This is a genomic window from Endozoicomonas sp. (assembly GCF_965196975.1).
Classification (GTDB): domain Bacteria; phylum Pseudomonadota; class Gammaproteobacteria; order Pseudomonadales; family Endozoicomonadaceae; genus Endozoicomonas.
The window spans coordinates 5,776,768-5,798,358 of sequence record NZ_OZ239981.1 but is presented as its reverse complement, the minus strand read 5'-3'; the positions used below and the strand labels follow the sequence as shown (position 1 = coordinate 5,798,358).

The 21,591-nt window shown below is 48.4% G+C and carries 24 protein-coding genes; 13 read left to right on the top strand and 11 right to left on the bottom strand.

The window, feature by feature from the left end:
* Window positions 1-38: 38 nt before the first annotated feature.
* From argC to ACOCLE_RS25575, 3 genes are all read right to left on the bottom strand, one after another.
* Window positions 39-1,082, bottom strand: coding sequence for an N-acetyl-gamma-glutamyl-phosphate reductase (gene argC / locus ACOCLE_RS25585; RefSeq protein ID WP_419534815.1), 1,044 nt, complete (start codon window positions 1,080-1,082; stop codon window positions 39-41).
* 226 nt (window positions 1,083-1,308) lie between these two features.
* Entirely contained in the window at window positions 1,309-1,665 is a 357-nt protein-coding gene (locus ACOCLE_RS25580; RefSeq protein ID WP_419534814.1) for a HopJ type III effector protein, read from the bottom strand.
* Window positions 1,666-1,715: 50 nt separating this feature from the next.
* On the bottom strand, window positions 1,716-1,931 hold the full coding sequence (locus ACOCLE_RS25575) for a hypothetical protein (protein ID WP_020582324.1): 216 nt from the start codon (window positions 1,929-1,931) through the stop codon (window positions 1,716-1,718).
* 135 nt (window positions 1,932-2,066) lie between these two features.
* On the opposite strand from ACOCLE_RS25575, the gene tnpC reads away from it, so the two are divergent.
* Window positions 2,067-3,572 carry an IS66 family transposase gene (gene tnpC, locus ACOCLE_RS25570; RefSeq protein WP_419532963.1) on the top strand — a complete coding sequence of 502 codons (1,506 nt, stop codon included), beginning with the start codon at window positions 2,067-2,069 and terminating at the stop codon, window positions 3,570-3,572.
* A 55-nt stretch (window positions 3,573-3,627) separates the two neighbouring features.
* Here the strand turns inward: tnpC and ACOCLE_RS25565 are convergent, their stop codons facing one another.
* Genes ACOCLE_RS25565 through ACOCLE_RS25555 form a run of 3 tightly spaced genes read right to left on the bottom strand, consistent with a single transcriptional unit; the run spans window position 3,628 to window position 4,968 of the window.
* Window positions 3,628-3,843: a DUF3820 family protein gene (locus ACOCLE_RS25565; protein ID WP_020582325.1), complete on the bottom strand. Its 216-nt coding sequence runs from the start codon at window positions 3,841-3,843 to the stop codon at window positions 3,628-3,630.
* Between the two features lie 23 nt (window positions 3,844-3,866).
* Window positions 3,867-4,595 (bottom strand): LrgB family protein, encoded by a 729-nt coding sequence (locus ACOCLE_RS25560; protein ID WP_419534813.1) that lies wholly within the window; start codon window positions 4,593-4,595, stop codon window positions 3,867-3,869.
* Complete coding sequence (locus tag ACOCLE_RS25555) at window positions 4,588-4,968, bottom strand: CidA/LrgA family protein (RefSeq protein WP_020582327.1); 381 nt, start codon at window positions 4,966-4,968, stop codon at window positions 4,588-4,590. The genes ACOCLE_RS25560 and ACOCLE_RS25555 overlap by 8 nt, the downstream gene beginning before the upstream one ends.
* A 412-nt stretch (window positions 4,969-5,380) precedes the next feature.
* Between ACOCLE_RS25555 and ACOCLE_RS25550 the strand changes: the two genes are divergently transcribed.
* The 7 genes from ACOCLE_RS25550 to ACOCLE_RS25520 all read left to right on the top strand — a co-directional run bounded on the left by ACOCLE_RS25550 (window position 5,381) and on the right by ACOCLE_RS25520 (window position 13,499).
* Window positions 5,381-7,135 carry a chloride channel protein gene (locus ACOCLE_RS25550; protein WP_419534812.1) on the top strand — a complete coding sequence of 585 codons (1,755 nt, stop codon included), beginning with the start codon at window positions 5,381-5,383 and terminating at the stop codon, window positions 7,133-7,135.
* 71 nt (window positions 7,136-7,206) lie between these two features.
* Entirely contained in the window at window positions 7,207-7,626 is a 420-nt protein-coding gene (hemJ, locus tag ACOCLE_RS25545) for a protoporphyrinogen oxidase HemJ (protein ID WP_419534811.1), read from the top strand.
* Between the two features lie 160 nt (window positions 7,627-7,786).
* Window positions 7,787-8,614 (top strand): DUF805 domain-containing protein, encoded by an 828-nt coding sequence (locus tag ACOCLE_RS25540; RefSeq protein WP_419534810.1) that lies wholly within the window; start codon window positions 7,787-7,789, stop codon window positions 8,612-8,614.
* Window positions 8,615-8,975: 361 nt separating this feature from the next.
* Window positions 8,976-10,229, top strand: a complete 1,254-nt coding sequence (locus ACOCLE_RS25535; protein WP_419534809.1) for an acetate kinase — start codon at window positions 8,976-8,978, stop codon at window positions 10,227-10,229.
* Between the two features lie 84 nt (window positions 10,230-10,313).
* Window positions 10,314-12,404, top strand: a complete 2,091-nt coding sequence (pta, locus tag ACOCLE_RS25530) for a phosphate acetyltransferase (RefSeq protein WP_419534808.1) — start codon at window positions 10,314-10,316, stop codon at window positions 12,402-12,404.
* A 319-nt stretch (window positions 12,405-12,723) separates the two neighbouring features.
* Window positions 12,724-13,017 carry a GDCCVxC domain-containing (seleno)protein gene (locus ACOCLE_RS25525; RefSeq protein ID WP_419534807.1) on the top strand — a complete coding sequence of 98 codons (294 nt, stop codon included), beginning with the start codon at window positions 12,724-12,726 and terminating at the stop codon, window positions 13,015-13,017.
* Window positions 13,014-13,499 (top strand): hypothetical protein, encoded by a 486-nt coding sequence (locus ACOCLE_RS25520; protein WP_419534806.1) that lies wholly within the window; start codon window positions 13,014-13,016, stop codon window positions 13,497-13,499. Before ACOCLE_RS25525 ends, ACOCLE_RS25520 begins: the two co-directional genes overlap by 4 nt.
* 76 nt (window positions 13,500-13,575) lie before the next feature.
* Here the strand turns inward: ACOCLE_RS25520 and ACOCLE_RS25515 are convergent, their stop codons facing one another.
* Both ACOCLE_RS25515 and ACOCLE_RS25510 read right to left on the bottom strand, forming a co-directional pair.
* A complete protein-coding gene (locus ACOCLE_RS25515) occupies window positions 13,576-13,785 on the bottom strand; it encodes a hypothetical protein (protein WP_419534805.1) in 210 nt (69 codons plus the stop codon).
* Between the two features lie 85 nt (window positions 13,786-13,870).
* Window positions 13,871-14,746 carry a DUF481 domain-containing protein gene (locus tag ACOCLE_RS25510; protein WP_419534804.1) on the bottom strand — a complete coding sequence of 292 codons (876 nt, stop codon included), beginning with the start codon at window positions 14,744-14,746 and terminating at the stop codon, window positions 13,871-13,873.
* Between the two features lie 28 nt (window positions 14,747-14,774).
* Between ACOCLE_RS25510 and ACOCLE_RS25505 the strand changes: the two genes are divergently transcribed.
* Both ACOCLE_RS25505 and ACOCLE_RS25500 read left to right on the top strand, forming a co-directional pair.
* Complete coding sequence (locus tag ACOCLE_RS25505) at window positions 14,775-15,398, top strand: MGMT family protein (RefSeq protein WP_419534803.1); 624 nt, start codon at window positions 14,775-14,777, stop codon at window positions 15,396-15,398.
* Window positions 15,388-15,621, top strand: coding sequence for a hypothetical protein (locus tag ACOCLE_RS25500; protein ID WP_419534802.1), 234 nt, complete (start codon window positions 15,388-15,390; stop codon window positions 15,619-15,621). The genes ACOCLE_RS25505 and ACOCLE_RS25500 overlap by 11 nt, the downstream gene beginning before the upstream one ends.
* A 202-nt stretch (window positions 15,622-15,823) precedes the next feature.
* On the opposite strand, the gene ACOCLE_RS25495 is transcribed toward ACOCLE_RS25500, so the two are convergent.
* From ACOCLE_RS25495 to ACOCLE_RS25485, 3 genes are all read right to left on the bottom strand, one after another.
* The gene (locus ACOCLE_RS25495) at window positions 15,824-17,380 is read right to left on the bottom strand and encodes an AmpG family muropeptide MFS transporter (protein WP_419534801.1); all 1,557 of its coding nucleotides are present in this window, start codon (window positions 17,378-17,380) and stop codon (window positions 15,824-15,826) included.
* Window positions 17,381-17,538: 158 nt separating this feature from the next.
* A complete protein-coding gene (locus tag ACOCLE_RS25490; RefSeq protein WP_419534800.1) occupies window positions 17,539-18,024 on the bottom strand; it encodes a YajQ family cyclic di-GMP-binding protein in 486 nt (161 codons plus the stop codon).
* A 142-nt stretch (window positions 18,025-18,166) separates the two neighbouring features.
* Complete coding sequence (locus ACOCLE_RS25485) at window positions 18,167-18,382, bottom strand: dodecin (protein ID WP_066017472.1); 216 nt, start codon at window positions 18,380-18,382, stop codon at window positions 18,167-18,169.
* A gap of 112 nt (window positions 18,383-18,494) precedes the next feature.
* On the opposite strand from ACOCLE_RS25485, the gene ACOCLE_RS25480 reads away from it, so the two are divergent.
* The 3 genes from ACOCLE_RS25480 to galE all read left to right on the top strand — a co-directional run bounded on the left by ACOCLE_RS25480 (window position 18,495) and on the right by galE (window position 21,446).
* A complete protein-coding gene (locus ACOCLE_RS25480; RefSeq protein ID WP_419534799.1) occupies window positions 18,495-19,409 on the top strand; it encodes a ketopantoate reductase family protein in 915 nt (304 codons plus the stop codon).
* A 92-nt stretch (window positions 19,410-19,501) separates the two neighbouring features.
* Window positions 19,502-20,398: a carboxylating nicotinate-nucleotide diphosphorylase gene (gene nadC, locus ACOCLE_RS25475; RefSeq protein WP_419534798.1), complete on the top strand. Its 897-nt coding sequence runs from the start codon at window positions 19,502-19,504 to the stop codon at window positions 20,396-20,398.
* A 31-nt stretch (window positions 20,399-20,429) separates the two neighbouring features.
* On the top strand, window positions 20,430-21,446 hold the full coding sequence (galE, locus tag ACOCLE_RS25470; RefSeq protein WP_419534797.1) for a UDP-glucose 4-epimerase GalE: 1,017 nt from the start codon (window positions 20,430-20,432) through the stop codon (window positions 21,444-21,446).
* Window positions 21,447-21,591 lie beyond the last annotated feature (145 nt).

The window sequence follows — 21,591 nt, the reverse complement described above, 5'->3', positions numbered from 1 at the left end:
AAATTCACGAGGGAACATCAACCTGCCTGTTAGACTTATCAAGGTATGGCAGCGGGAAAGTCCAGACCAGTTATTTCATCCAGACCAAACATAATATTCATGTTCTGAACTGCCTGACCCGCTGCTCCTTTTACCAGGTTATCAATGACCGACAATATGACCACAGTATCCCCACCCTGTGGACGATGAACCGCTATACGACACTGGTTGCATCCACGAACAGAGCGGGTCTCTGGATGACTGCCCGCAGGCATGACATCAACAAAGGGTTCACCCTCAAAGGTATTTTCATACAGCGCCTGAAGGTCAATACCACGGTCTTTGACAGTACAATATAGCGTGGAGTGGATGCCGCGGATCATGGGGGTCAAATGCGGAACAAACACCAGATCACCGGTAAATGGAGATACACCTGCACCTGCCATGCGTTCAATGCCCTGCTGAATTTCCGGCAAATGACGATGGCCAGAAACACCATAGGCCTTGAAAGACTCAGAGGCTTCACAGAGCAGGGTGCCTACATTGGCTCCACGTCCAGCGCCACTGACACCCGACTTGGCATCTACCATGATATTTCCACTGACCAACCCAGCTCTTACCAGAGGCAACAAACCAAGCTGGGTGGCCGTTGGATAACAGCCAGGGTTGGCGACCAGTCTGGCATCAGCAATGTCGGCACGGTTCATTTCCGGCAGGCCATACACGGCCTCTTTTAATACGTCCGGGCAGGCATGTTCAACACCATACCACTGCTTCCAAAGGCTGGTATCACTCAAACGAAAGTCAGCCGCCAGATCAATTATCCGAACGCCTGCAGACAGTAATTCCGGAACAGACTCCATGGCAATACCGTTAGGCGTTGCAAAGAACACCAGATCACACGACGAAAGTTGTTCGTTGTCCGGGAGTGAAAAGTTCAGGTCCAGTTTTCCTCGTAATCCGGAAAAAAGCGCACTGACCGGCTTTCCCGCTTCAGAACGGGAAGTGATCATACTCAACTCAACATCCGGATGAACCGATAGCAAGCGCAAAAGCTCTGCTCCGGTATAGCCCGTTCCACCGACAATCCCCACTTTAATCATCTGATGCTTCCGTTACTTCTGGATTATTGTTCGACCCTGCTATCTTACCAGATCTTTCCCGGATAACGTCGCTTCAGTTATAAGAAGGCAGCGGTGCAGCCGGTGTAATCAGTGGACTTTTTCAGGAAACCATGAAAAAGCCTGATCATGAACCAGCCTTGTTCCGGGTGATAAACAGCTCAAACCAAAATGAATATTTTTCATATTAAATGAATATATATTCAATTTATTTAGCAATCAAGGCAGGCTCATCAAAAGCAACACTCTTCCAGCCGGAAATCATGAAAGCCCGAATGTTACCATGGCTACTCCCATTCGGTTCCTTAAGCACCTCATCACGATAAAAGCGGCCGAAACAGGCCAGAGTCTCATGAGGGCTCAAGTCATGGATCTGGGCGAAGGCAAAGATTTTACAGGATCCCTCGTTGGTGCCAGCTTCATTGATCTGGCAGAGAGAACCTCGGCCATTTACAAAACGGGTGGGGGTATAATGATAATGATCCGCTATAACGGTCATCACCGCCTCAAACTCAACCAATTCTGGCTGCTGGCGGATCTGTTCTAACAATTCACTCAATGTCACTGACTTCAGCCTTCTTCATCATGAACGGAAGGACAGTATAGCTGTGAAGACTATCGTTTCCACGAAGCAGGCATTGTTGCCATCATCGCTGGAGTCCGGTTGATCAGAAGGTTTGCATCCTGATAGGAAGCTACTCGAGCCGTATCAGACTCAGCCCAAAGATTCAGAGACGCTACCCTGCCACTCTGTTCGCTGATAGAAAGACTGAAGCCGCCAACAATAAGCAGGCTCAATGCCTGTGTAATAAGAGAAACAAGCTTTTTCATTGTTATTGTTTACCTGTTGTTCTTATATTTTTTATTTTATCTGATCGTAACTATTCAGCACCCTTCATATAAATCTGGAATTTTCTGATTTTTCGACCATCATCTTATACTCAATTTTTCTAACAAATCTCCAGTATGGAACCAGACTTCCCAGCTACTCCGTTTACCGAAGCTCTCCTTAAAGAGAATGAAGAGCTTCGGACCGAGAATGCGCTTTTACGGGAACGTTGCAGCGAACTGGAAGAAAGGGTTAATAAAAACAGTCAAAACAGTAGTAAGCCACCATCGTCAGATGGTTATCAAAAGCCCAGTAAAAAAGGGAGTGATAAAGGTGATACATCTTCCAAAGAAGCCCCCTGCTCCTCACAGGAAACACCGAACCCCAAAAGCCTTAGACCATCTTCAGGCAATAAACCAGGTGGCCAGAAAGGTCATCAAGGCTCTTGTTTGAGACGTGTCGCCTTACCCGATTATGTCAGGCATCTGAAGGTTGAAAAATGTTGCTGTTGCCAGTCTTCGCTTATCGATATTAAACCCACCAAATACATTGAGCGACAGGTTTTTGATCCAGGTAGACCCGGAGAATTTGAAGTTACCGCGTACTGGGCAGACGTTAAAGTATGTCCTTGTGGTAAACGGAACACCGCTGAGTTTCCCCAAGGAGTGAAAGCCGCTGCTCAATACGGAGAAGTGACTCAGGCAATGGCTGTTCATTTAAACCAGTATCACTTCATCCCATATCACCGGGTGTCTGAGTATTTCAATACTATTTATTGCATGAGTGTCAGCGCAGGCTCTGTTGCCAATTTTGTTGCCTATACCCATGAGAACCTGGCCTCTACTGAGCAGAGTATCCGCGATGCTTTACAAGAAAGTCCGGTTGCAGGAGCGGATGAAACTGGCATGCGGGTTGACGGTTCACTGTGGTGGTTACACATTATGCGAGATGACCAATGGACGCTTTACTATCTCTCAGAAAGGCGAGGTTGTGAAGCAATGGATGCAATGGGCATCCTGCTGACTTTTGCAGGCATTCTGGTTCACGATCATTGGAAGTCCTACTTTGCCTATGCGGCAGTGCATGTGCTTTGTAATGCCCATCATCTGAGAGAGCTTCAGGGAGTTGTCGATAGGGATGCGAATAAGCTGGCTCTGCGGCTGATGAAATTGCTTACGCTCTCCTGGCACTTCTGCAAGAAATACAAAGCAGCCGGTCTGACTCAAATGCCTGGTGCAATACAGCTTCGCATTGAGACGATATACGACCAAATCCTTCAAAGGGCTCTCACGAAGGAAACCGCTTATATGGAAAAACAACGACAGGTGCTTGGACGTAAGAAGGTCAGGAATACCAAGGCCTACAACCTGTTCAAAAGGCTTATTGAGTTTAAGGTTGAAACGTTGCGCTTCATGTCGGACTTTTCAATTCCCTTCGATAACAATGGCAGTGAACGTGATGCCAGGATGGCCAAACTTAAGCAGAAGATCTCAGGCTGCTTCAGAAGCGAAGACGGAGGTACCATGTTTACCCGAATCCGAAGCTATTTATCATCTGCTAAAAAGCAGGGGTTGAACATATTTCAGGCGCTTCTTAAAGCGGTTCGAAATTACAACAATACGCCTTTGCTGGGTGCTGAATAGTTACATCTGATCATATGGTAACAGCTTTCCAATACAAATAGTCTGAACGGCTGAATTAGTATTTTTTCAATGGGGTAATCAGATCATTCAACCCATTCACCTGAACCTCCAGTGTTAATGCCAGCAGTTTACCCAGCTCCCCCTCCGGAAACCCTTTTCCAGCGAACCACAGAAGGTAAGGTTCTGGTAGATCGATCAACCTTCTGCCCTGGTACTTCCCAAAGGGCATGGTCTGGTTGGCGATTTTGATCAGGTCTTCTTTATCGAACATCAAGATTTCTCTGAGAAATTTAATTACAGTAATAGGCTGATCAGCCATGGTACAAGAAGTGGCATGTAGATAGCGCACAGGCACATCCCAAGGCTGGAATAGACTCCCATCGTCAGATCCAGTTCGAAAGCTCGAGCAGTACCTCCTGCATGGGCATTCACCCCCATGGCAAAGCCAATCGCCCTTGGGTCGGTCACACCAAACATACGACACAGTGCAGGCCCCACCAGCGAACCATAAACGCCGGAGATAATGACCACGGCAGCCACCAGAGGGATAATAGCGCCGTATTGTTCGCCCATCACCAGGGCAACTGCTGTGGTTACGGCCTTGGTAGAAATGGATAACACTACCTCTCTTGTGCCTCCGGTTGCCAGCGCCATTCCCATACCAATAAATGCAGCAAGAAACCCACCGATCAGCAATGAACACATCAGGGGCCCAGCCAACTGTCGAAGGGTATGGAGCTGCCGGGAAAGAGGAACCGCCAGTGATACGGTAAATGGCGCCAGCAACATCTTCAGCAACTCACTGTGCTTTGTGTACATATCAGGCTGAAGTGGAGAGAAGCGAATAACCAGGAAAACCAGGAGGCTGGTGGTAAACAGTGGATGAAACCAGCCTTTGCGCCCCATACGGATAAAAAACTTTTCCGCCAGCAGGTAGGCACCGAGATTAATAAGCAGGATCGCAACCGGGTTGTTCATTTGCCGCTGCAATAATCCGTAGGAGAAACTGATAACCTCATCCATGATGGTTCTCTCCGCTCTCGGCAGCAAAACGTTTAAGTAGCCATTGCAGGAGAACAGCCGTTATTACCAGGGAAACAGGGGTCGCAACCAGCATGGCCAGAGTAATAGGCAACCATTGCTGCAGGAGAAGGTCGCTCAGGAAGAAAATACCCACACAGCCCGGGATAAACAGTACGGCCAGATAGCGGATACAGAACTGACTGACCTTATCCAGAGACTCACTGACGCCTCCGGATATTTGCAGGTAGATCACCAGAAGTATCAACCCCATGACTGAACCCGGAACCGGAAGGCTTAACGCGTCGCTTAATACATCACCCAACACGGTGAAAAACAGCAACGTGACAATGCCCGATAATGTTCCTGATGACATCGTTTAACCTCTCCCGAAGCAGCCATGCGCTGCCCTCTAAAAACTTGTCAGGATCTATATGCTTCGCCGTTCACCCAACGCAATTGAAGATATAGCATCAACAGATCCTGGGATTAACCATCCAAAATGGCGTATTAAGACGGATCAATGGTGATTGAGAAGAAAAGTTATTGTGTTTTACCGGTAGAGAGACACAATGACAATCCGGTAAACTGCAGACTCCACCCTCCTTCAGCCGTCATTGAAAACACTTACAAACGAATACTGAAGTACATAAACCTGAAATAGTCACATTTCCACCACTTTGTATGCAAGGAAGCAAGACAGTCAGATAACCACTTAGAAACGAGTCAACCTTACCGAAATAACCAGAACGACCACTGACCATAAAAGGAGGAAGCAAGGCTGCTCTATGTTTAAGAAACCCTCAATACAGAACTTAAGGCTGCGTCTTGCACAATCAGAAGCCCTGCCACAACTGACCCTGATGGCACTGATTACCGGACTGCTTGCCGGGGGCTTTCTTATCGCTTTCGAGGAGCTGCTTTTTTTCTTTGGCGTTGTTTCTCAGCATGCTTTGATCCCCGATCATGTATTTTCAACACTGGCATCGGTTGAAAGTGGTTATGAAGCCCTCCCTCCCCTTGTCCGCTTTTTCTCACCTATCGGGGGTGCCCTGGCGTTGATCCTATTAATCAAGAGCCGCCCACCCAAAAGAAGAAGTTTTGGTATTGCTCATGTGATTGAGCGTTTAACGTTGAACAGGGGCTGGTTACCCATTACCAGTACCATTACTCAGTTTTTTGGCGTACTGATTGCGTTGGTCAGTGGATTTTCGGTGGGGCGTGAAGGCCCTGCCGTGCATATGGGAGCAGGAGCCGGCAGTTTTCTGGGCCAGATACTGAAACTGCCAACCAACACTCTGGGAGTACTGGCGGGTTGTGGTACTGCTGCAGCCATTGCTGCACTGTTCAACACCCCCATGGCCGGTGTTATCTTTGCCATGGAGGTGGTTATGAAAGAATATTCGCTGGAAAGCTTTATTCCGGTAATGGCCTCTGCTGTCGTAGCATCAGTGCTGACCCAGACAGTCTACGGACCTAACCCAGCATTCCAGATCCCGATTATCCCCTCCGCAACACCCGAAGAACTGGCAGTAACGGCCATTACCGCTGTCATTATTGGCCTTCTTGCTGCGGCGTTTATTCAAATTAATATCTTTGCCATTCAAAAGCGCCAGCATAAGGTCGTCTTCCCACTATTAATCGCGGGTCTTTTAATGGGAATCGTTGCCGTTCTGGTTCCTGCAACGATGGGTATTGGCTATGACACGATTGAAGCGCTGTTGATCGGCGACGATTTAAACCTGCCGTTTCTTTTTATCCTGCTGGCAACCAAACTGGTTATTACCGCTCTGGTCATCGGCCTTGGGGTTCCTGGTGGAATGATTGGTCCATCGTTGATGATGGGGGCTACAGCCGGTGCCTGTAGCGTTTTACTGGCTGAGCAGTTTATAGGGATCTCTGCAACCAATATCACTTTTCATGTCATGACTGGAATGATCGCTATGATGGCTGCAATCTTTCAGGCCCCGTTGACTGCGCTGATTACCGTCCTGGAACTCACCCACAGCTCACAGATTATTCTTCCGGCCATGCTGGCTATCGTCATTGCCTGCCTTACTTCCAGCCAGATCTGTAAGCAACAAAGTATTTTTGTCATGCAGTTCATGGCTCGTGGACAGAGTATTCAGCTTTCTCCGATGACTCAGCTTTTGAATAGAACAGGTGTGACCAGCTTAATGGATAGCCGTTTCCTCCACCTTTCACCTGACCTCACTGTAGATAACGCTAAAGCTGAGATATCCGAAAATACTCAATGGCTGGTGCTTAAAAAAGATGAGCAGTTATATATTCTCAGTGCAAACACGCTATTTGATAGTGAAACTGCTCCAAAAGTCAGAACAATAGGATCTTTGAAAGGCCTTAAAAGAGCCGGAATGATCAGTTCTCAGGCCTCCGCTGATGAAGCGCTGTCCATCATGAAAAAAAATAGCATTGAGAATTTGCTGGTAGTGTCCGGCAACAGTGAAAGGGAGTTTTTTGATCCGGAAAGGTCAGGGATCCTCAACAAAGGAATGATCGATACACTCTATAAAGATGACTAATTGTGAACAGCCCTTGATTTCCGCTACTATCCAGAGGATTCCTAGACCTTAATAATTATTTGGGACACTCTATGCTCTGGATTAAAGCTTTCCATATTATTGCCATGACCTGCTGGTTTGCAGCCCTGTTCTATCTTCCAAGGCTATTCGTCTACCACACCATGAGTGAAGACCAGGTCAGCAAAGATCGCTTTGTCATCATGGAAAGAAAGCTTATGCGGGGCATTGCCACGCCCTCCATGATTGTCACCCTGATTCTCGGCCTGTGGCTCTTACACTACATCCCAGGCTATATGAGCGCTCCCTGGATGCATGCAAAACTGACCCTGGTTGCTCTGACTCTGGGCTATCACCATATGTGTGCCCGCTATATGAAACAACTGGCCGCTGGCACCAGTAGCCACAGCCACAAATTTTTCCGGGTATTCAATGAAATTCCGGTTATTTTCCTCGTTGGGATTGTAATTCTCGTCGTTGTTAAGCCGTTCTGAGGCATCGTCTGCTCGAATCACAGAAATCCTCAGAATGTATGCAAAGAAGCCACTTGCTGGTACCTAGCTGGTGGCTTCTGTGATTAACACTAAATAACCCCTCAGTCTCGCTCACGCCAGCCGATAATCCTTCTCAGGGCATATATTGAGACTGGCCAGCATGGATGACGCATTCTACAAACTGATTTTTGAAGGGGAAACCCTTCCAGGCTTTAAGGAGAAGCACGTTCGGAAAAACCTGAAAGAGCTCCTCAATGCGGACAAGGAAAAACTGAACAGGCTATTTTCAGGCAAGCCTGTGGTCGTTCGTAAAAACCTGACAGCAGACCAGATCCGTCCTTATGAAAGAGCCATGATGAAGGCTGGGGCTTCCTGTCGAATCCTATCCACTAACGGAGATGAGGAACTGGCCCCTACCCCTCAGGAAGCCATTCTGGAGGAAAACCAGCCCCAAGTATCCAGACCATCAAAATCTTCCCGAAAATTCCAGCCCATTCCCAGAATGGGAAGAGTTCGCTTTACGGCCTCTCTCTGGATAGTCTCACTGCTTGGCGTTGCAGCCTGGTGGCTGCCTGAGCGCTTAACACCTCACTTGATCACATACTATCCACCACTGGAGTCTCTGTATATTACTCTTGGCTTAATTGCGTTTGCCTCTCTACTGATGCTGTTGATTACAGCGAGAAGACTTCATGACATCGACAGTAGTGGTTGGCGAAGTTTATTTCTCATCATCCCCGGAATTAACCTATTAGTTATTCTATGGCTTGCCCTTTCCTCTGGAACCAAAAATACCAATCGATTCGGAGCTGTTCCAGCTCCTGCAGGAACCATCGCACAGCTTTTTGGTCTATGGATTCCTCTACTTGTTATTATTGCTTCTGGAACTTATGGCTGGCTTCATCAGGAGGAATTACAACAATTGGCCGCCAACCTTCCAGAAATGATTGGTCAGCTGGACATTCCTTTATTGAACCAGGATAGCTGACCAGACTCTATAACCGGTGACATTGGTGAACAATTAACCACAGCCTTGCTACGATATACGCATCAATACGCAGTCCACTGACTCAGGTCAATGGTTATAATGTTTTTCATACCGCTTCTCTACTTTATACAAGCCGTGATCATCCAGGAGGCTGCCCGAGAATAGACTGCCCTACTGTGGTGACAGCAAATTGGCTTGAAAATTCGTTTTTGTTCGGCAAATAGAACCACTATTCACCTCACAAAAACGACGTTTCATCCTCAATTTTCTGCCATCCTCGTTATGGACGTTATTCATGGCCAGCCCCCGTGTGATCGGTTCCGGCCGCTGCGTTTGGCGATATTCGTGACAATCCGCTTAAATGAAAAGCATTACACGGTCATTTTCGGAAACTGCACGGTCATTTTCACTGGTAATAGGTTCTATGAGCAAAGACAGCGTTCTGGTTATTAACTGTGGCAGTTCTTCCCTGAAGTTCGCAGTAATCAACCCGAAAACCGAAGAGGAAAGCATCAGCGGCATCGCCGAGCGCCTCGTGGGCAACGAAGCCTCTATCACCTGGAAACTGAACGGTGAGAAGCAAACCCTGAATCTTGGTGCTGCTGGTCACGAAGGTGCTATCGAAGCACTGGTAGGTGTTCTCCGTGAAAACAACCTGATGGAGCGCATTGAAGCCATCGGTCACCGTGTTGTTCACGGTGGTGAGAAGTTCACCGAATCCACCCTGATCAACGATGAAGTCATTCAGGGCATCGAAGACTGTAACCATCTGGCGCCTCTGCACAACCCTGCTCACCTGCTGGGTATTCGTGCCTGCATGAAATACTTCCCGGGTCTGCCACAGTCCGTAGTATTTGACACCGCATTCCACCAGACCATGCCGGCAGAAAGCTACCTGTACGCGGTTCCTTACAGCCTGTACAAAGAACACGGCCTGCGTCGTTATGGCATGCACGGCACTAGCTACCGCTATGTCAGCAAGACTGCTGCTGAGATGCTGGGCCTGGACTACGACAACAGCGCTATTCTGGTTGCACACCTGGGTAACGGTGCCAGCGCCTGTGCCGTCAAAAACGGCAAATCCGTTGACACCACTATGGGCCTGACCCCTCTGGAAGGTCTGGTGATGGGTACCCGTTCCGGCGATATCGACCCGAACGTATTCAGCTTCCTGAACAAGCAGTGTGGTTATTCTCTGGATGAGATCACTGACATTCTGAACAAGAAGTCTGGCCTGCTGGGCCTGTCCGAAATGGATAACGACTGCCGAGTAATCGAAGACGCTGCAGCTCAGGGTAATGAGCGTGCTCAACTGACTCTGGACGTATTCTGCAACGTTCTGGCCAAAAAACTGGCTGGTTTTGCTTCTGAGCTGGGTCGTATTGATGCACTGGTCTTCACCGGTGGTATCGGTGAAAACTCCAGCGTGATCCGCAAGAATGTACTTGAGCGCCTGTCCATCTTCGGCTTTGAGATCGATGAAAAAGCCAACGAAGAGACCTTCCGTGGCAAGAGCGGTGTCATCACCAAGCCTGGCTCAACCGTAGCAATGGTTGTCGCTACTAATGAAGAGCTGATGATTGCCCGTGATACCGAAGCGCTGATTGCTGGCTAAACTGGTTATCTAAATGATGTAAGCAACAGGAGGTTTCACCTCCTGTTTTTATATCAGTATTTCATGAGAAGGATTTTTCCGGATATGCGTACATTTTTCCTGGCTCCAACACGTTATGGTGTTGGCCTGACCTCCGTCACCCTGGGCCTGGTTCGAGCACTTGATAACCTTGGTCTCAGAGTCAAATTCTTCAAGCCTATTGCCCAACTGCATGTGGGTGACACTGGACCAGAGCGTTCAACCAAACTGTTTCAGCGCATCATGGACCATGAGCCGCCTACACCCATCACTTCACACCGTGCTGAAGACCTCCTGGGTGATAACAAGGGCGATGTCCTGATGGAAGAGATCGTCGCCTTGTTTGAGCAGGCCTCTCAGGAATGTGACGTAATGGTCGTTGAAGGTCTGGTACCTACCCGGGAAATGCCTTACGCCAACCGCCTGAACAGCAACATCGCCAAAACCCTTAATGCAGACATCATTCTGGTCTCCGAGCCTGGTAATGACTCGCTGGAAGACCTTGCTGACAAACTGGAAATCGCTGCAGACAGTTTTGGCGGCATCAAGAACCCAAATGTTGTGGGCTATGCCCTGAATAAACTGACGCCGGAAGTCGTTGCCCGTCTGAACAAAGAGGGTCACTTCCAGAGCCTGCCGGAGTTTGCCCGTAAGCCCTTCCAGCCACTGGGCTATATTCCGTTCGACACTAACCTGGCTTCACCAAGAACCATGGATATTGCCGAACACCTGAAAGCTGAAATCATCAATGCAGGTGAGATGGATACCCGTCGGGTCACTTCCTACACCCTGAGCGCCAGAACGCCGACCAATATGATTCATCACCTGAAACCTGGCAACCTGGTGATCACTCCGGGTGACCGTGATGATATTATTCTGGCTACCTGCATGGCGGCCCTGAACGGTGTTCCTCTGGCAGGCCTTTTGCTGACCAGTGGCATCACACCATCCAAACCAGTAATGGAATTGTGCAGCAAGGCTATCGGTACTGGCCTTCCTGTCATGCTGACCGGAGAAGACTCCTACACTACGGCAACCATGCTGGACCGCCGCCATAATGAACTGCCTGTCGATGACACCGCCCGTGTTGAAATGGTCATGGATACCATCGCTGGCAACCTGAACACCGAGTGGCTGAAACAGCAGTGCTCTGCACTGGCTGAACGCAGACTCTCCCCTCCTGCTTTCCGTTACCAGCTGGTTCAGAGAGCCCAGGGTGCCAATAAGCGCATTGTTCTTCCAGAAGGTGATGAGCCTCGCACCATTCAGGCTGCCGTCATCTGTCAGGAACGCGGTATTGCCCAGTGTATCCTTCTTGGGCAGCGGAGCGTTATTGAGCAGGTTGCCAGAGATAACGGCATAACCCTGCCTGATGGTCTGGTGATCATGGAGCCTGAGAGCATCCGTGCACGTTATGTTGATCCGATGGTCGAACTGCGTAAGAACAAAGGCCTGACAGCCCCGATGGCCGAAGCTCAGCTGGAAGATACGGTAGTACTCGGTACCATGATGCTGGCTCTTAACGAGGTAGACGGTCTGGTATCTGGTGCCGTGCACACCACCGCCAACACCATCCGTCCTGCATTCCAGCTGGTCAAACCAAAGAGAGATGCCGGAGGCCTGGTTTCCTCCATCTTCTTCATGCTGCTGCCTGACCAGGTTCTGGTATACGGTGACTGTGCCGTTAATCCAAACCCGGATGCAGAACAGCTGGCCAATATCGCTATTCAGAGTGCTGACTCTGCAATTGCGTTCGGTATTGAGCCACGGATCGCTATGATCAGTTACAGTACTGGAACCTCTGGAATTGGCGCAGATGTTGAGAAGGTGCGTGAGGCTACTGAAATCGTTAAAGCCAAGCGCCCAGACCTGATTATTGACGGACCTCTGCAGTACGATGCAGCATCTGTTGAGTCTGTAGCCCAGAGCAAGGCTCCCGGAAGTAACGTCGCGGGTCGTGCTACCGTGTTTATCTTCCCGGATCTCAACACAGGTAACACCACCTACAAAGCTGTACAGCGCAGCGCAGACGTAATCAGTGTCGGCCCAATGCTTCAGGGTCTCAACAAGCCAGTGAACGACCTTTCCCGCGGTGCACTGGTAGACGATATCGTTTACACCATTGCCCTGACTGCCATTCAGGCTGAAAACGACTAAGATCGTTTAGTTACTCCCGCACAAAACCGGACAGACATGTCCGGTTTTTTTTATGGCTGTCAGTAAACTGTCACATTCTCTTTTTATGCTTTTACCATGATCGGATGAAACTGGCCTGATTCATGCAACCCTTTTTATAAAAAGTTAGATACGGTAGTTTGAAAAGAGGCGTTTCTGTGACGTGTTTGTCTATAAAAAACAACAGAGCCCTATTATTTAAGCATTCATCGTCAATAAACCAACAGGGAGGCCGATAACTCTATCCTATGCCCAAAGAGAAAAAGCAATAAACGGCACAGGAAGTGCCAGGAGAAAGAGTATGTCCACTAAAAATTATGCACTGAACGCAAAGAACCTTGCATCGACGTCCATCATCACCTGCCCGGACTGTATGCATCACGCCATTGAAACCATGCCTCAGGATGCATGTGTCTACCTTTACGAATGCAGAAGCTGTCAGAAACTGATTACCCCACAGCAAGGAGATTGCTGCGTTTTCTGTTCACACGGAAATCAACCATGCCCAACATCACAACGGGATAAAAAAGCCTATGCTGAAATGACACCCGTCTCCGAAGAAGCAGCTGAAAGCATTTCTGCCTCTGGTCTATGACCAATTCCAATAACTCAAATGTAAAGCCATATCCGGTTGACGACCCCGTCACCCGGTTTTTGCAAGCCCAAGGTTATGAAGTATCTGCTTACTACATGGGCAGTACCTCTTTACTTCTGGGAGCTCGTTTTGAATATCTTGGCGTTGAAATAGTCTATCGGGTGGAAGAGGATACGCTGATTATGGTTATCTACCGACGCCTGAGCAGCGCTGAAAGCGGGCTTAAAAACATCTTTGAGCCCTTTATCTGGTTTTCAGAAAGACTGATATACGACATTCCGGAAATTCGATTCATGCGGGGTAACCCTGATGCACTGTCTGCACCTGACGGCAAAAACCTGACAACCAGAAAGCTGCATCGTTTTTATCGACACTTAATGGGGGCAGAGCCTGATCCGGAACCAGGCTGGTATCGCTTTGAGCTGGTAAACTATAAAACCATGCGCCAGCGTCAAAAGGAGAGAAGGCTAAAAAAACGGTAATCTTTCATCAATCAATACACCCTTCTGCCGCTATTAACAGAAGTAATTCTGAAAAAGTACCCAGTAGCAATGAAAGTCAGAAAAACCCTGATTTTTCCCCTTGAACACCAAAGCACTGAAAATTTAACCCGGCACTCGCTGCTCTATCGGGCAGCCAACTGGCTGGAAACCACCATGCGTGCTTTACAGGAACATAGGGAAGCCGAGCAAAAGAGTGAAGATGAAAACCAAACTCAGCATTTTTTGCAGCAGAAGCCGGATTTCCCACCCTCAAGGCAATATCCATTCCGGCGGTATCTGATGAGAACCCGGTTCTTTATGCCCACAAGAGGGCGCCTGCCAGTATGCACCAACCTGAAGCGCCCTGGCCCTTACCACTGGTAACCAATCCCCATTTTGATCCGACTGTCGACCTTCTGAGTTTTATCAACTGGATGACTGTCGTAATCCACAATATGCGTCAAATTCCAACTAATATGATCGGTCAGTCCAATTTTTATACCCTGATTAAAATTGACCAGTGTCGTTGATTGTTTCAAACGAAAGAATGTTCTGCTGTTCGCAAAGTACTCCCAGTTATTAATGATTCGTGTTCGATAATTAAAAATCCAGGTCAGAGCATAATCTCTCTGCGACTCATTGGTTTTATAATCTTCCCAGAGCTGACTGATACCCCCGCTCGTTTTCAGTGCTTTTTCTGCGGTCTCCCAAAAACGATAACCCAGAGTTCCCCCCAGCGATGTACGGGTTCTCAGATCCTCCTCAGAGTCATACTCCTGCTCCGCAGCTCCCTGCACAAACCAATGTTCATCCAGATAACGACTGTATGAGTAACCAACCTTCCACTCAGAGCTTTTAACACCGTCATCATCTTCCGCCTCAATATCCCAGTAAAAAGCATTTTTATTCCACTGATCGTCAATATTGAGTTTGCCTTCCACCCCAATCAAGAGCTCATCATCATTACCGGATTTGCTATCCAACGTGGCAACCAGATTGCCTCCAAGCTCCCAAGTATCAGCAATCACCGGTTTCTCAATATGGATAGCAGCTACTGGCCATACTGCTGAGAATGAACGCTTCCGGCCACTATCATCAATAACCGTAACGCCTGTTTCCTGACCTTCAAAGCGTCTTAACTGAGCCTCATCTTCACCAATCAGGCTAACCCAGAATGTTTTATCTGAGTCGAGAGCTGTTACATAACGCCAGTCCAACTCAATAGTACCTGCATACCTAGTCTGCAAACTCAGTTTACCAGAGTCCAGCTTAACAATGTCACCAGACAGCACATCACCATTGTTCATCCAGACGGTATCAGCCCATGTTGTACTAATAGAAAAAAACAGACACAACATCCCCAGTACTTTGAATAAACAGCGAAAGCTCCTTTGGAGCAACATAGAACGAACTTCCCCCGGACAGGTTTTATCCACCTGTAAAATTCATAAATGCGACAGAATCCACAATATTGAATCTCAAATCAATGGTAATTACAGCTATATCTTTTCCTTTCCCATTCCATACTTTTCAAATATCCTGAAATCTATTGTTTATGATCGATTTTATCGTGGAGAGCGAACGTTGACTGCCCCCTTTACCCCTTCGGAAATATGGTACCTGCTCAGCAGGATTCCGAAAGGCTGTGTTGTAACCTATGGCCAGCTGGCTGAGATGGCTGGAGCTCCCGGTTATGCACGCGTTGTGGGTAATATTCTGAAGCAACTGCCAGCAGGGACCGACCTCCCCTGGCATCGAGTAATTAACGGCAAAGGTCAGATTTCTTTCCCTGATGGATCAAGTCGATACAACCTGCAGAAACTACGATTGGAACAGGAGGGAGTGGCGATCTCATCTGGAAAAATCAACCTGAAAGCGCACCAATGGCATGGAGAGTAAGTACATGGATGGAGCACCGGAAGATATTGCCCTGGCCGTAGAAATTATTCGCCAACTTGAGAACCTGGATTACCCGGAAGAAAACATTCTCAAGGCGATGATTCATATCTGTCAGGATACGCTGAACAAACTCCCCAATGACGGAACCCGAGAGTTTTGGCGGCAGAGGCTGGTTGCAGAGCTGATGGATTCATCAGACAGCAAGCCCACTGCCCCCCATTAAGAGGCTGTTGCAAAAGATTAAAAGGATTGAACTACAAAGACACGAAGACACAAACGAAGTATTCCTTCTTAACAGCACAGAAAAACAACCTTTGCATCTTCGTGCCTTTGTGATTGGGGGCTCAGTCTGTGTTTCAAAAACCACTGACCGAGCTATAGCAATAGCGGTTATCCCCTTAGTGTATATTACAGGGATAAATATTTTATTTTCCCGCCTGATGACCTTCCAGCAGCCGTCCTACATATGTCACCAACCATATAACCGGCAGACCCAACAGTGCTGAACCAATAAAGAATACCGGATAATCCAGGGCATCCACAAAGGTGCCTGAATACCCCGCCAACAGCTTGGGCAACAACGTCATCAGCGAGCTGAAAATGGCATACTGCATAGCCGTAAAGGCTCGATTGGTCAGACTGGATAAAAAGGCAATAAACGCTGCTGACGCCAATCCACCACTTAGATTATCCGCTGCAATCACCATGCTTAAATAGAGGCTGGATGGTTCAAGATTGGCCAGAAGCGCAAAAAGCACGTTAGACAATGCCGCCAGCAATGCGCCAACCCATAGAATTCGCATCACACCGTAGCGAATGGCCAATACCCCGCCTAAAAAGCCTCCGGCAATGGTCATAACCAGGCCAAAGGTTTTTGTGATGGTGGCGATTTGCTCTTTGGTATACCCCATATCGTTGTAAAACACATTGGATATGGTACCCATCACAATATCAGCAATTCGGTAGGTTCCTACCAATATCAATATATAGATAGCCACTTTGCCGTAACGTTCAAAGAAGTCAGCAAAGGGTGCTATGTAGGTTTCCTTAACCATTTCCCTTGGAGCCAGATGAGCCTTCACCAATAACCATGCTGCAATTGCGGCAGCCAGAACGCTACCAGTAAACCGCCCCATCCCAGATAGAAATCCTGCTATGGGTGTGGACACGCCCATATCAACCATTACCGCTTTTAGAGTATCCAGGGAATCAGCCAGCTGAGTAAAAGAGATCACAAATACAGTGGCAGCAAGGGCAAAAAGCAACAGAAAGCGCAGGTAATCAAAGGTGCTGTGCGGCGACTCAGAAGTACGATCAACATCAGGCTCCGCAACCAGAAGCGTGGTAATAACCCCAATCAACATAAACACGGCCATACAGCGATAGGCCCAGGCCCAGGCCAGATAGTCGTAATTACCTTCCTCCGTCATGGTAAACCAGCTGGCCAGTGCTAATGTGCCAGCCCCAGCAACCAGCATACCGATCCGATACCCTGCAATGTAAGCAGAGGACATCATCGCCTGCAGGTCATCATCCGCTGCTTCTATTCGATATGCATCAATAACGATATCCTGCGTTGCAGAGGAAAAGCCAAGCATAACGGCACCACTGGCTATCCAGAACAGACCTTCGACAGGGTTGTGAGCGGCCATAAACAGCAGCGCAGCAATGACAGAGACCTGGGATAACAATAACCATGACCGGCGACGCCCAAGCAGGCCATGCAATATCGGCAGTGGAATACGGTCTACCAGAGGCGCCCAGACAAACTTGAAGGAATAGCCTAATGCTGCCCAGCTGAAAAAAGTGACGGCACTGCGCTCGACCCCAGCCTCACGAAGCCAGAGGGAAAGGCTGCTGAAAATCAACAGAATGGGCAGACCTGCTGAAAACCCGAGAAAAAGAAGAGCAATCACCCGGCGATTAAAAAAGCTTTTACAGGCGTCGCCCCAATTCTTCGAAGAATCTGCTGCCAGCCCCATTCAATATGCTCCATCGCAAATGTGCAAATTTACAGCGTCATGCTGCCTCTTCTAATAAAAAAATCCAAATTTAAAAAAGAAGATACCAGCTTACCTTAGAAATAAAAAACCGTTTTCACCATCAAGTGAAAACGGTTTTCTGTGCCAGAAACAGTCAATCAGTCTCTGAAATTATTGTACTGCAGCGGCATGTCCAGATCGGCTTCTCTCAAAAAGGCGATAACCGTCTGCAGATCGTCCCTCTTCTTACCGGTAACCCGAACCTGATCGCCCTGGATGGCTGCCTGCACTTTAAGCTTTGCATCTTTGATCATTTTCACGATCTTTTTAGCCAAATCCTTTTCCAGCCCCTGACGAACCACAACCTCCTGCTTGACCTGCTTTCCAGAGCCATAGTGATCCTTCACTTCGAGGCATTTAACATCAATTCCCCGTTTAACCATTTTGGTTTTCAGCATCTCTACCATTTGAGCCAGCTGAAAATCCGCGTCCGCAGTCATGACAATCTGCTTATCGCCACTCTTCTCGTAGCTGGCATCGACACCTCGAAAATCGAACCGGGTCGCCAGTTCACGATTCGCCTGGTCGACAGAGTTGGCCAGCTCATGCATATCCACTTCAGAGACAATGTCAAATGAAGGCATAGCGAATGATCTCCTTGAGAAATCGAAAGAAACAATTAACAACTATTGTATCCATGATTGTATTCGAAAGACCATGGAGAAAATCAATACACCAGCGACAAGGTTCAGGTGAGTGGGCAGGATCAGGTTCTATTCTCTCCGGCTACTGATCTTTGCCCTTGAGTCTGAAGCCAATTTTTACCGTCACCTGCCAATGGGCAATTTTACCATTTTCAATATGCCCCCGCTGCTCCACCACTTCAAACCAACCCATATGCTCTATGGTCATGCCCGCTGCGGCAATAGCATTTTGAATAGCATCATCACTACTGACCGTTGAACTTCCAACCAGTTCAGTCATTTTATAGGTATGACTCATTTTCTATCTCCCATCCTGTGTATTAAAAAGCGGTATATCACCAACTGTTTGAGTATAGGCAGCAAATGGTAGACTCGGCGTATCTTGAACTCCTGATGGTCTATAGACATTCATGCACGCTGATAACTGGTATATTTTAGGCGCTGGCAGCATCGGTTGCCTTTGGGCTGCCAGCCTCTGCCATAAAGGGGAAAGCCCTCGCCTCATCCTGAGAGAAAGCAGCTATCAGCAGTTTGAACAAAAACGCATTCCACTCAAGCTATCCACTCCAGGCCAAACCTCCCTGTTTGATGTTGATATCGTCTCACCTGAAACGATAGACAACCCGATCAACCGGTTGATTGTCTGTACAAAAGCCCAGGATTCACTAGCAGCTCTAAACAGTGTTAAGCCGCATCTGACGGATAACTGCCAGATACTGTTGCTACAGAATGGAATGGGCAGCCAGCAGATCATCAGGGATGCTCTGCCAACGCAGACGGTCTGGGCTGGCTCCAGTACCGATGGAGCTTATCTGTCATCCCCTTTTGAGGTGCACCATGCTGGTCAGGGGCAGACTTGGATTGGCTCACTCAGGAACGGCCAAGGGTCTGAACAGGGTTTTAATGATCTTTCCGACCATTTCAGATTAAAGGTCAGTCAGTGCAACACCATTGAGCAAAAGTTATGGGAGAAGCTGGCCATCAACAGCTGTATCAACGGCCTGACGGCATTGTTCAACTGCCGTAATGGGGAATTGCTGGATAATGGTGAAAAGCAGGCCTGGCTGGATGAGTTAATAGCCGAAACCTGCTCCGTTCTGGCGGCCCTGGAAATCCGTGCAACCTCACTCAAAGAAAAAGTGCATGGTGTCTGCCAGACCACAGCCAGTAACATATCATCAACCTGCCAGGATGCTCGCAAGGGGAAAGTTACTGAGCTTTCCTTTATCAATGGCTTTCTGATCAAGCAGGCAAACATTCTGGGAGTCTCCGTCAGCAGCCATAACCGACTGATGGATCAGCTGAGCGCTGCAGGAATCAGGTAGGTTCCGTCAGGACAGCCTGCACCGGTTCCTTCTTTGGGTATATAATCCCCGCCAAAGAAACGACGACCAAGCCTGTAACCTCCGGAATGACCATGAAAGTATCCTATACGCTGCCTGAAAACCTGAGCCCGGTTCTGCGAGACCAGATACAAAGCGCCGTAGAAACCAATGTTCGTCAGGCATTGGCTGAAGATATTGGCTCTGGAGACATTACAGCTTCCCTGATTCCAGAGTCCCAGCAGTCTGTTGCCCGAATTATCTGCCGTGACCATGCTGTCATCTGTGGACGCCCCTGGTTTGACGAGGTTTTCCGTCAGATTGATCCCGATGTCCAGCTGGAATGGCACATAGCGGAGGGGGAACGGGTAGAGCCGAACCAGGTGCTTGTGGTTCTCAAAGGGTCTGCCCGTAGCCTTCTGACAGGAGAAAGGGCGGCCATGAACTTCCTGCAGACGCTCTCTGGCACGGCAACCCGTTGCCAGCACTATGCTAATCTGGTCAGTAGTACCGACGTCAAATTGCTGGATACCCGCAAGACCCTGCCAGGTCTTCGGGTAGCCCAGAAATATGCCGTTGCTGCCGGAGGTTGCCACAACCACCGAATCGGGCTTTTTGATGCTTTTTTAATCAAGGAAAATCATATTGCTGCCTGTGGCGGCATTGCCCGGACGGTCGCCAAGGCGCACGAAATCGCTCCCGGCAAACCGGTAGAGATCGAAGTGGAAAACATGGAAGAGTTCAGTGTTGCCAGGGAAGCTGGAGCAGACATTATCATGCTCGACAACTTCCCCCTGGCCCAGCTGGCCGAAACCGTGCGGCTGAACAGGGAACTTTCTGGAAAAGCCCCGAAGCTGGAAGCATCCGGGGGTATTAACGACCAGACCCTGGTGCCCATTGCAGAAACCGGTGTCGACTTCATCTCTATTGGCACACTGACCAAAGACTGTCAGTCTGTGGATCTTTCCATGCGGATGGTTGAGCAGCTTTGAGTAAAAAGGACACCTTGAACAGGGAAAAAGCATGAGCAAAATCCTGGTAACCGGTGGTGCTGGCTATATTGGCAGCCACACCTGTGTCGAACTTCTTAACGATGGTTATGAGATCATTGTCCTGGACAATCTCAGCAACAGCAGTGAGGAATCACTGAAGCGGGTTCAGGAAATAACTGGCAAGACACTGGAGTTTGTGAAAGGGGATATTCGCGATCACGAACTGCTGAACTCACTGTTCAGCAGCAATAAGTTATCGTCAGTTATACATTTCGCAGGTCTTAAAGCCGTTGGAGAATCTGTCTCCATGCCACTGGCTTACTACGATAACAATGTGCACGGAACACTGGTGCTGCTGGAAGCCATGAAACAGGCCAATGTGAAAACGCTGGTCTTCAGTTCTTCTGCCACAGTGTATGGTGACCCTGCCAGCCTCCCCATAAGTGAGCACTTCCCAACTTCAACAACCAACCCTTATGGTCGTTCAAAGTTGATGATAGAAGAAATCCTTCAGGATCTACATGTGTCGGACAACAGCTGGCGAATCGCGTTGTTGCGCTATTTTAACCCGGTTGGTGCTCACCCTTCTGGCAGAATCGGTGAAGACCCTAATGATATTCCCAACAACCTGATGCCTTATATCTCTCAGGTGGCCATTGGCAAACTGGAAAAGCTAAGCGTCTTTGGTAATGACTATCCCACACATGACGGCACAGGCGTACGTGACTACATCCATGTGGTTGATCTGTCCATCGGACATGTTCGAGCTATTGAGAAACTGCAGAAAGCTGATGGAATCCATGCCTGGAACCTGGGTGTCGGCAAAGGCTACAGCGTACTTGAAATGGTCGCCGCTTTTGAAAAGGCATCGAAAAAATCGGTACCTTACCAGATCGCCCCAAGGCGCTCCGGAGATATTGCTGCTTGTTACGCCAATCCAGACAAAGCCCTCAATGAGCTGGGCTGGAAAGCGGAAAAAGGGCTAGAGGATATGGTTTCTGATAGCTGGCGCTGGCAGTCGGCCAATCCGAGTGGCTATCACAGCTAACCACCCTTCTGGAAAAGCTCAAAGAAGGGAACCACAGAGATCACAAAGCACGCAAAGAAAAGCTTTTTTCTTACTTTGTGGCCTTTGTGTTCTTCGTGGTTAACATTCCTGGTTTTTTATCGAACCCCACACTCTTGTTCATCAT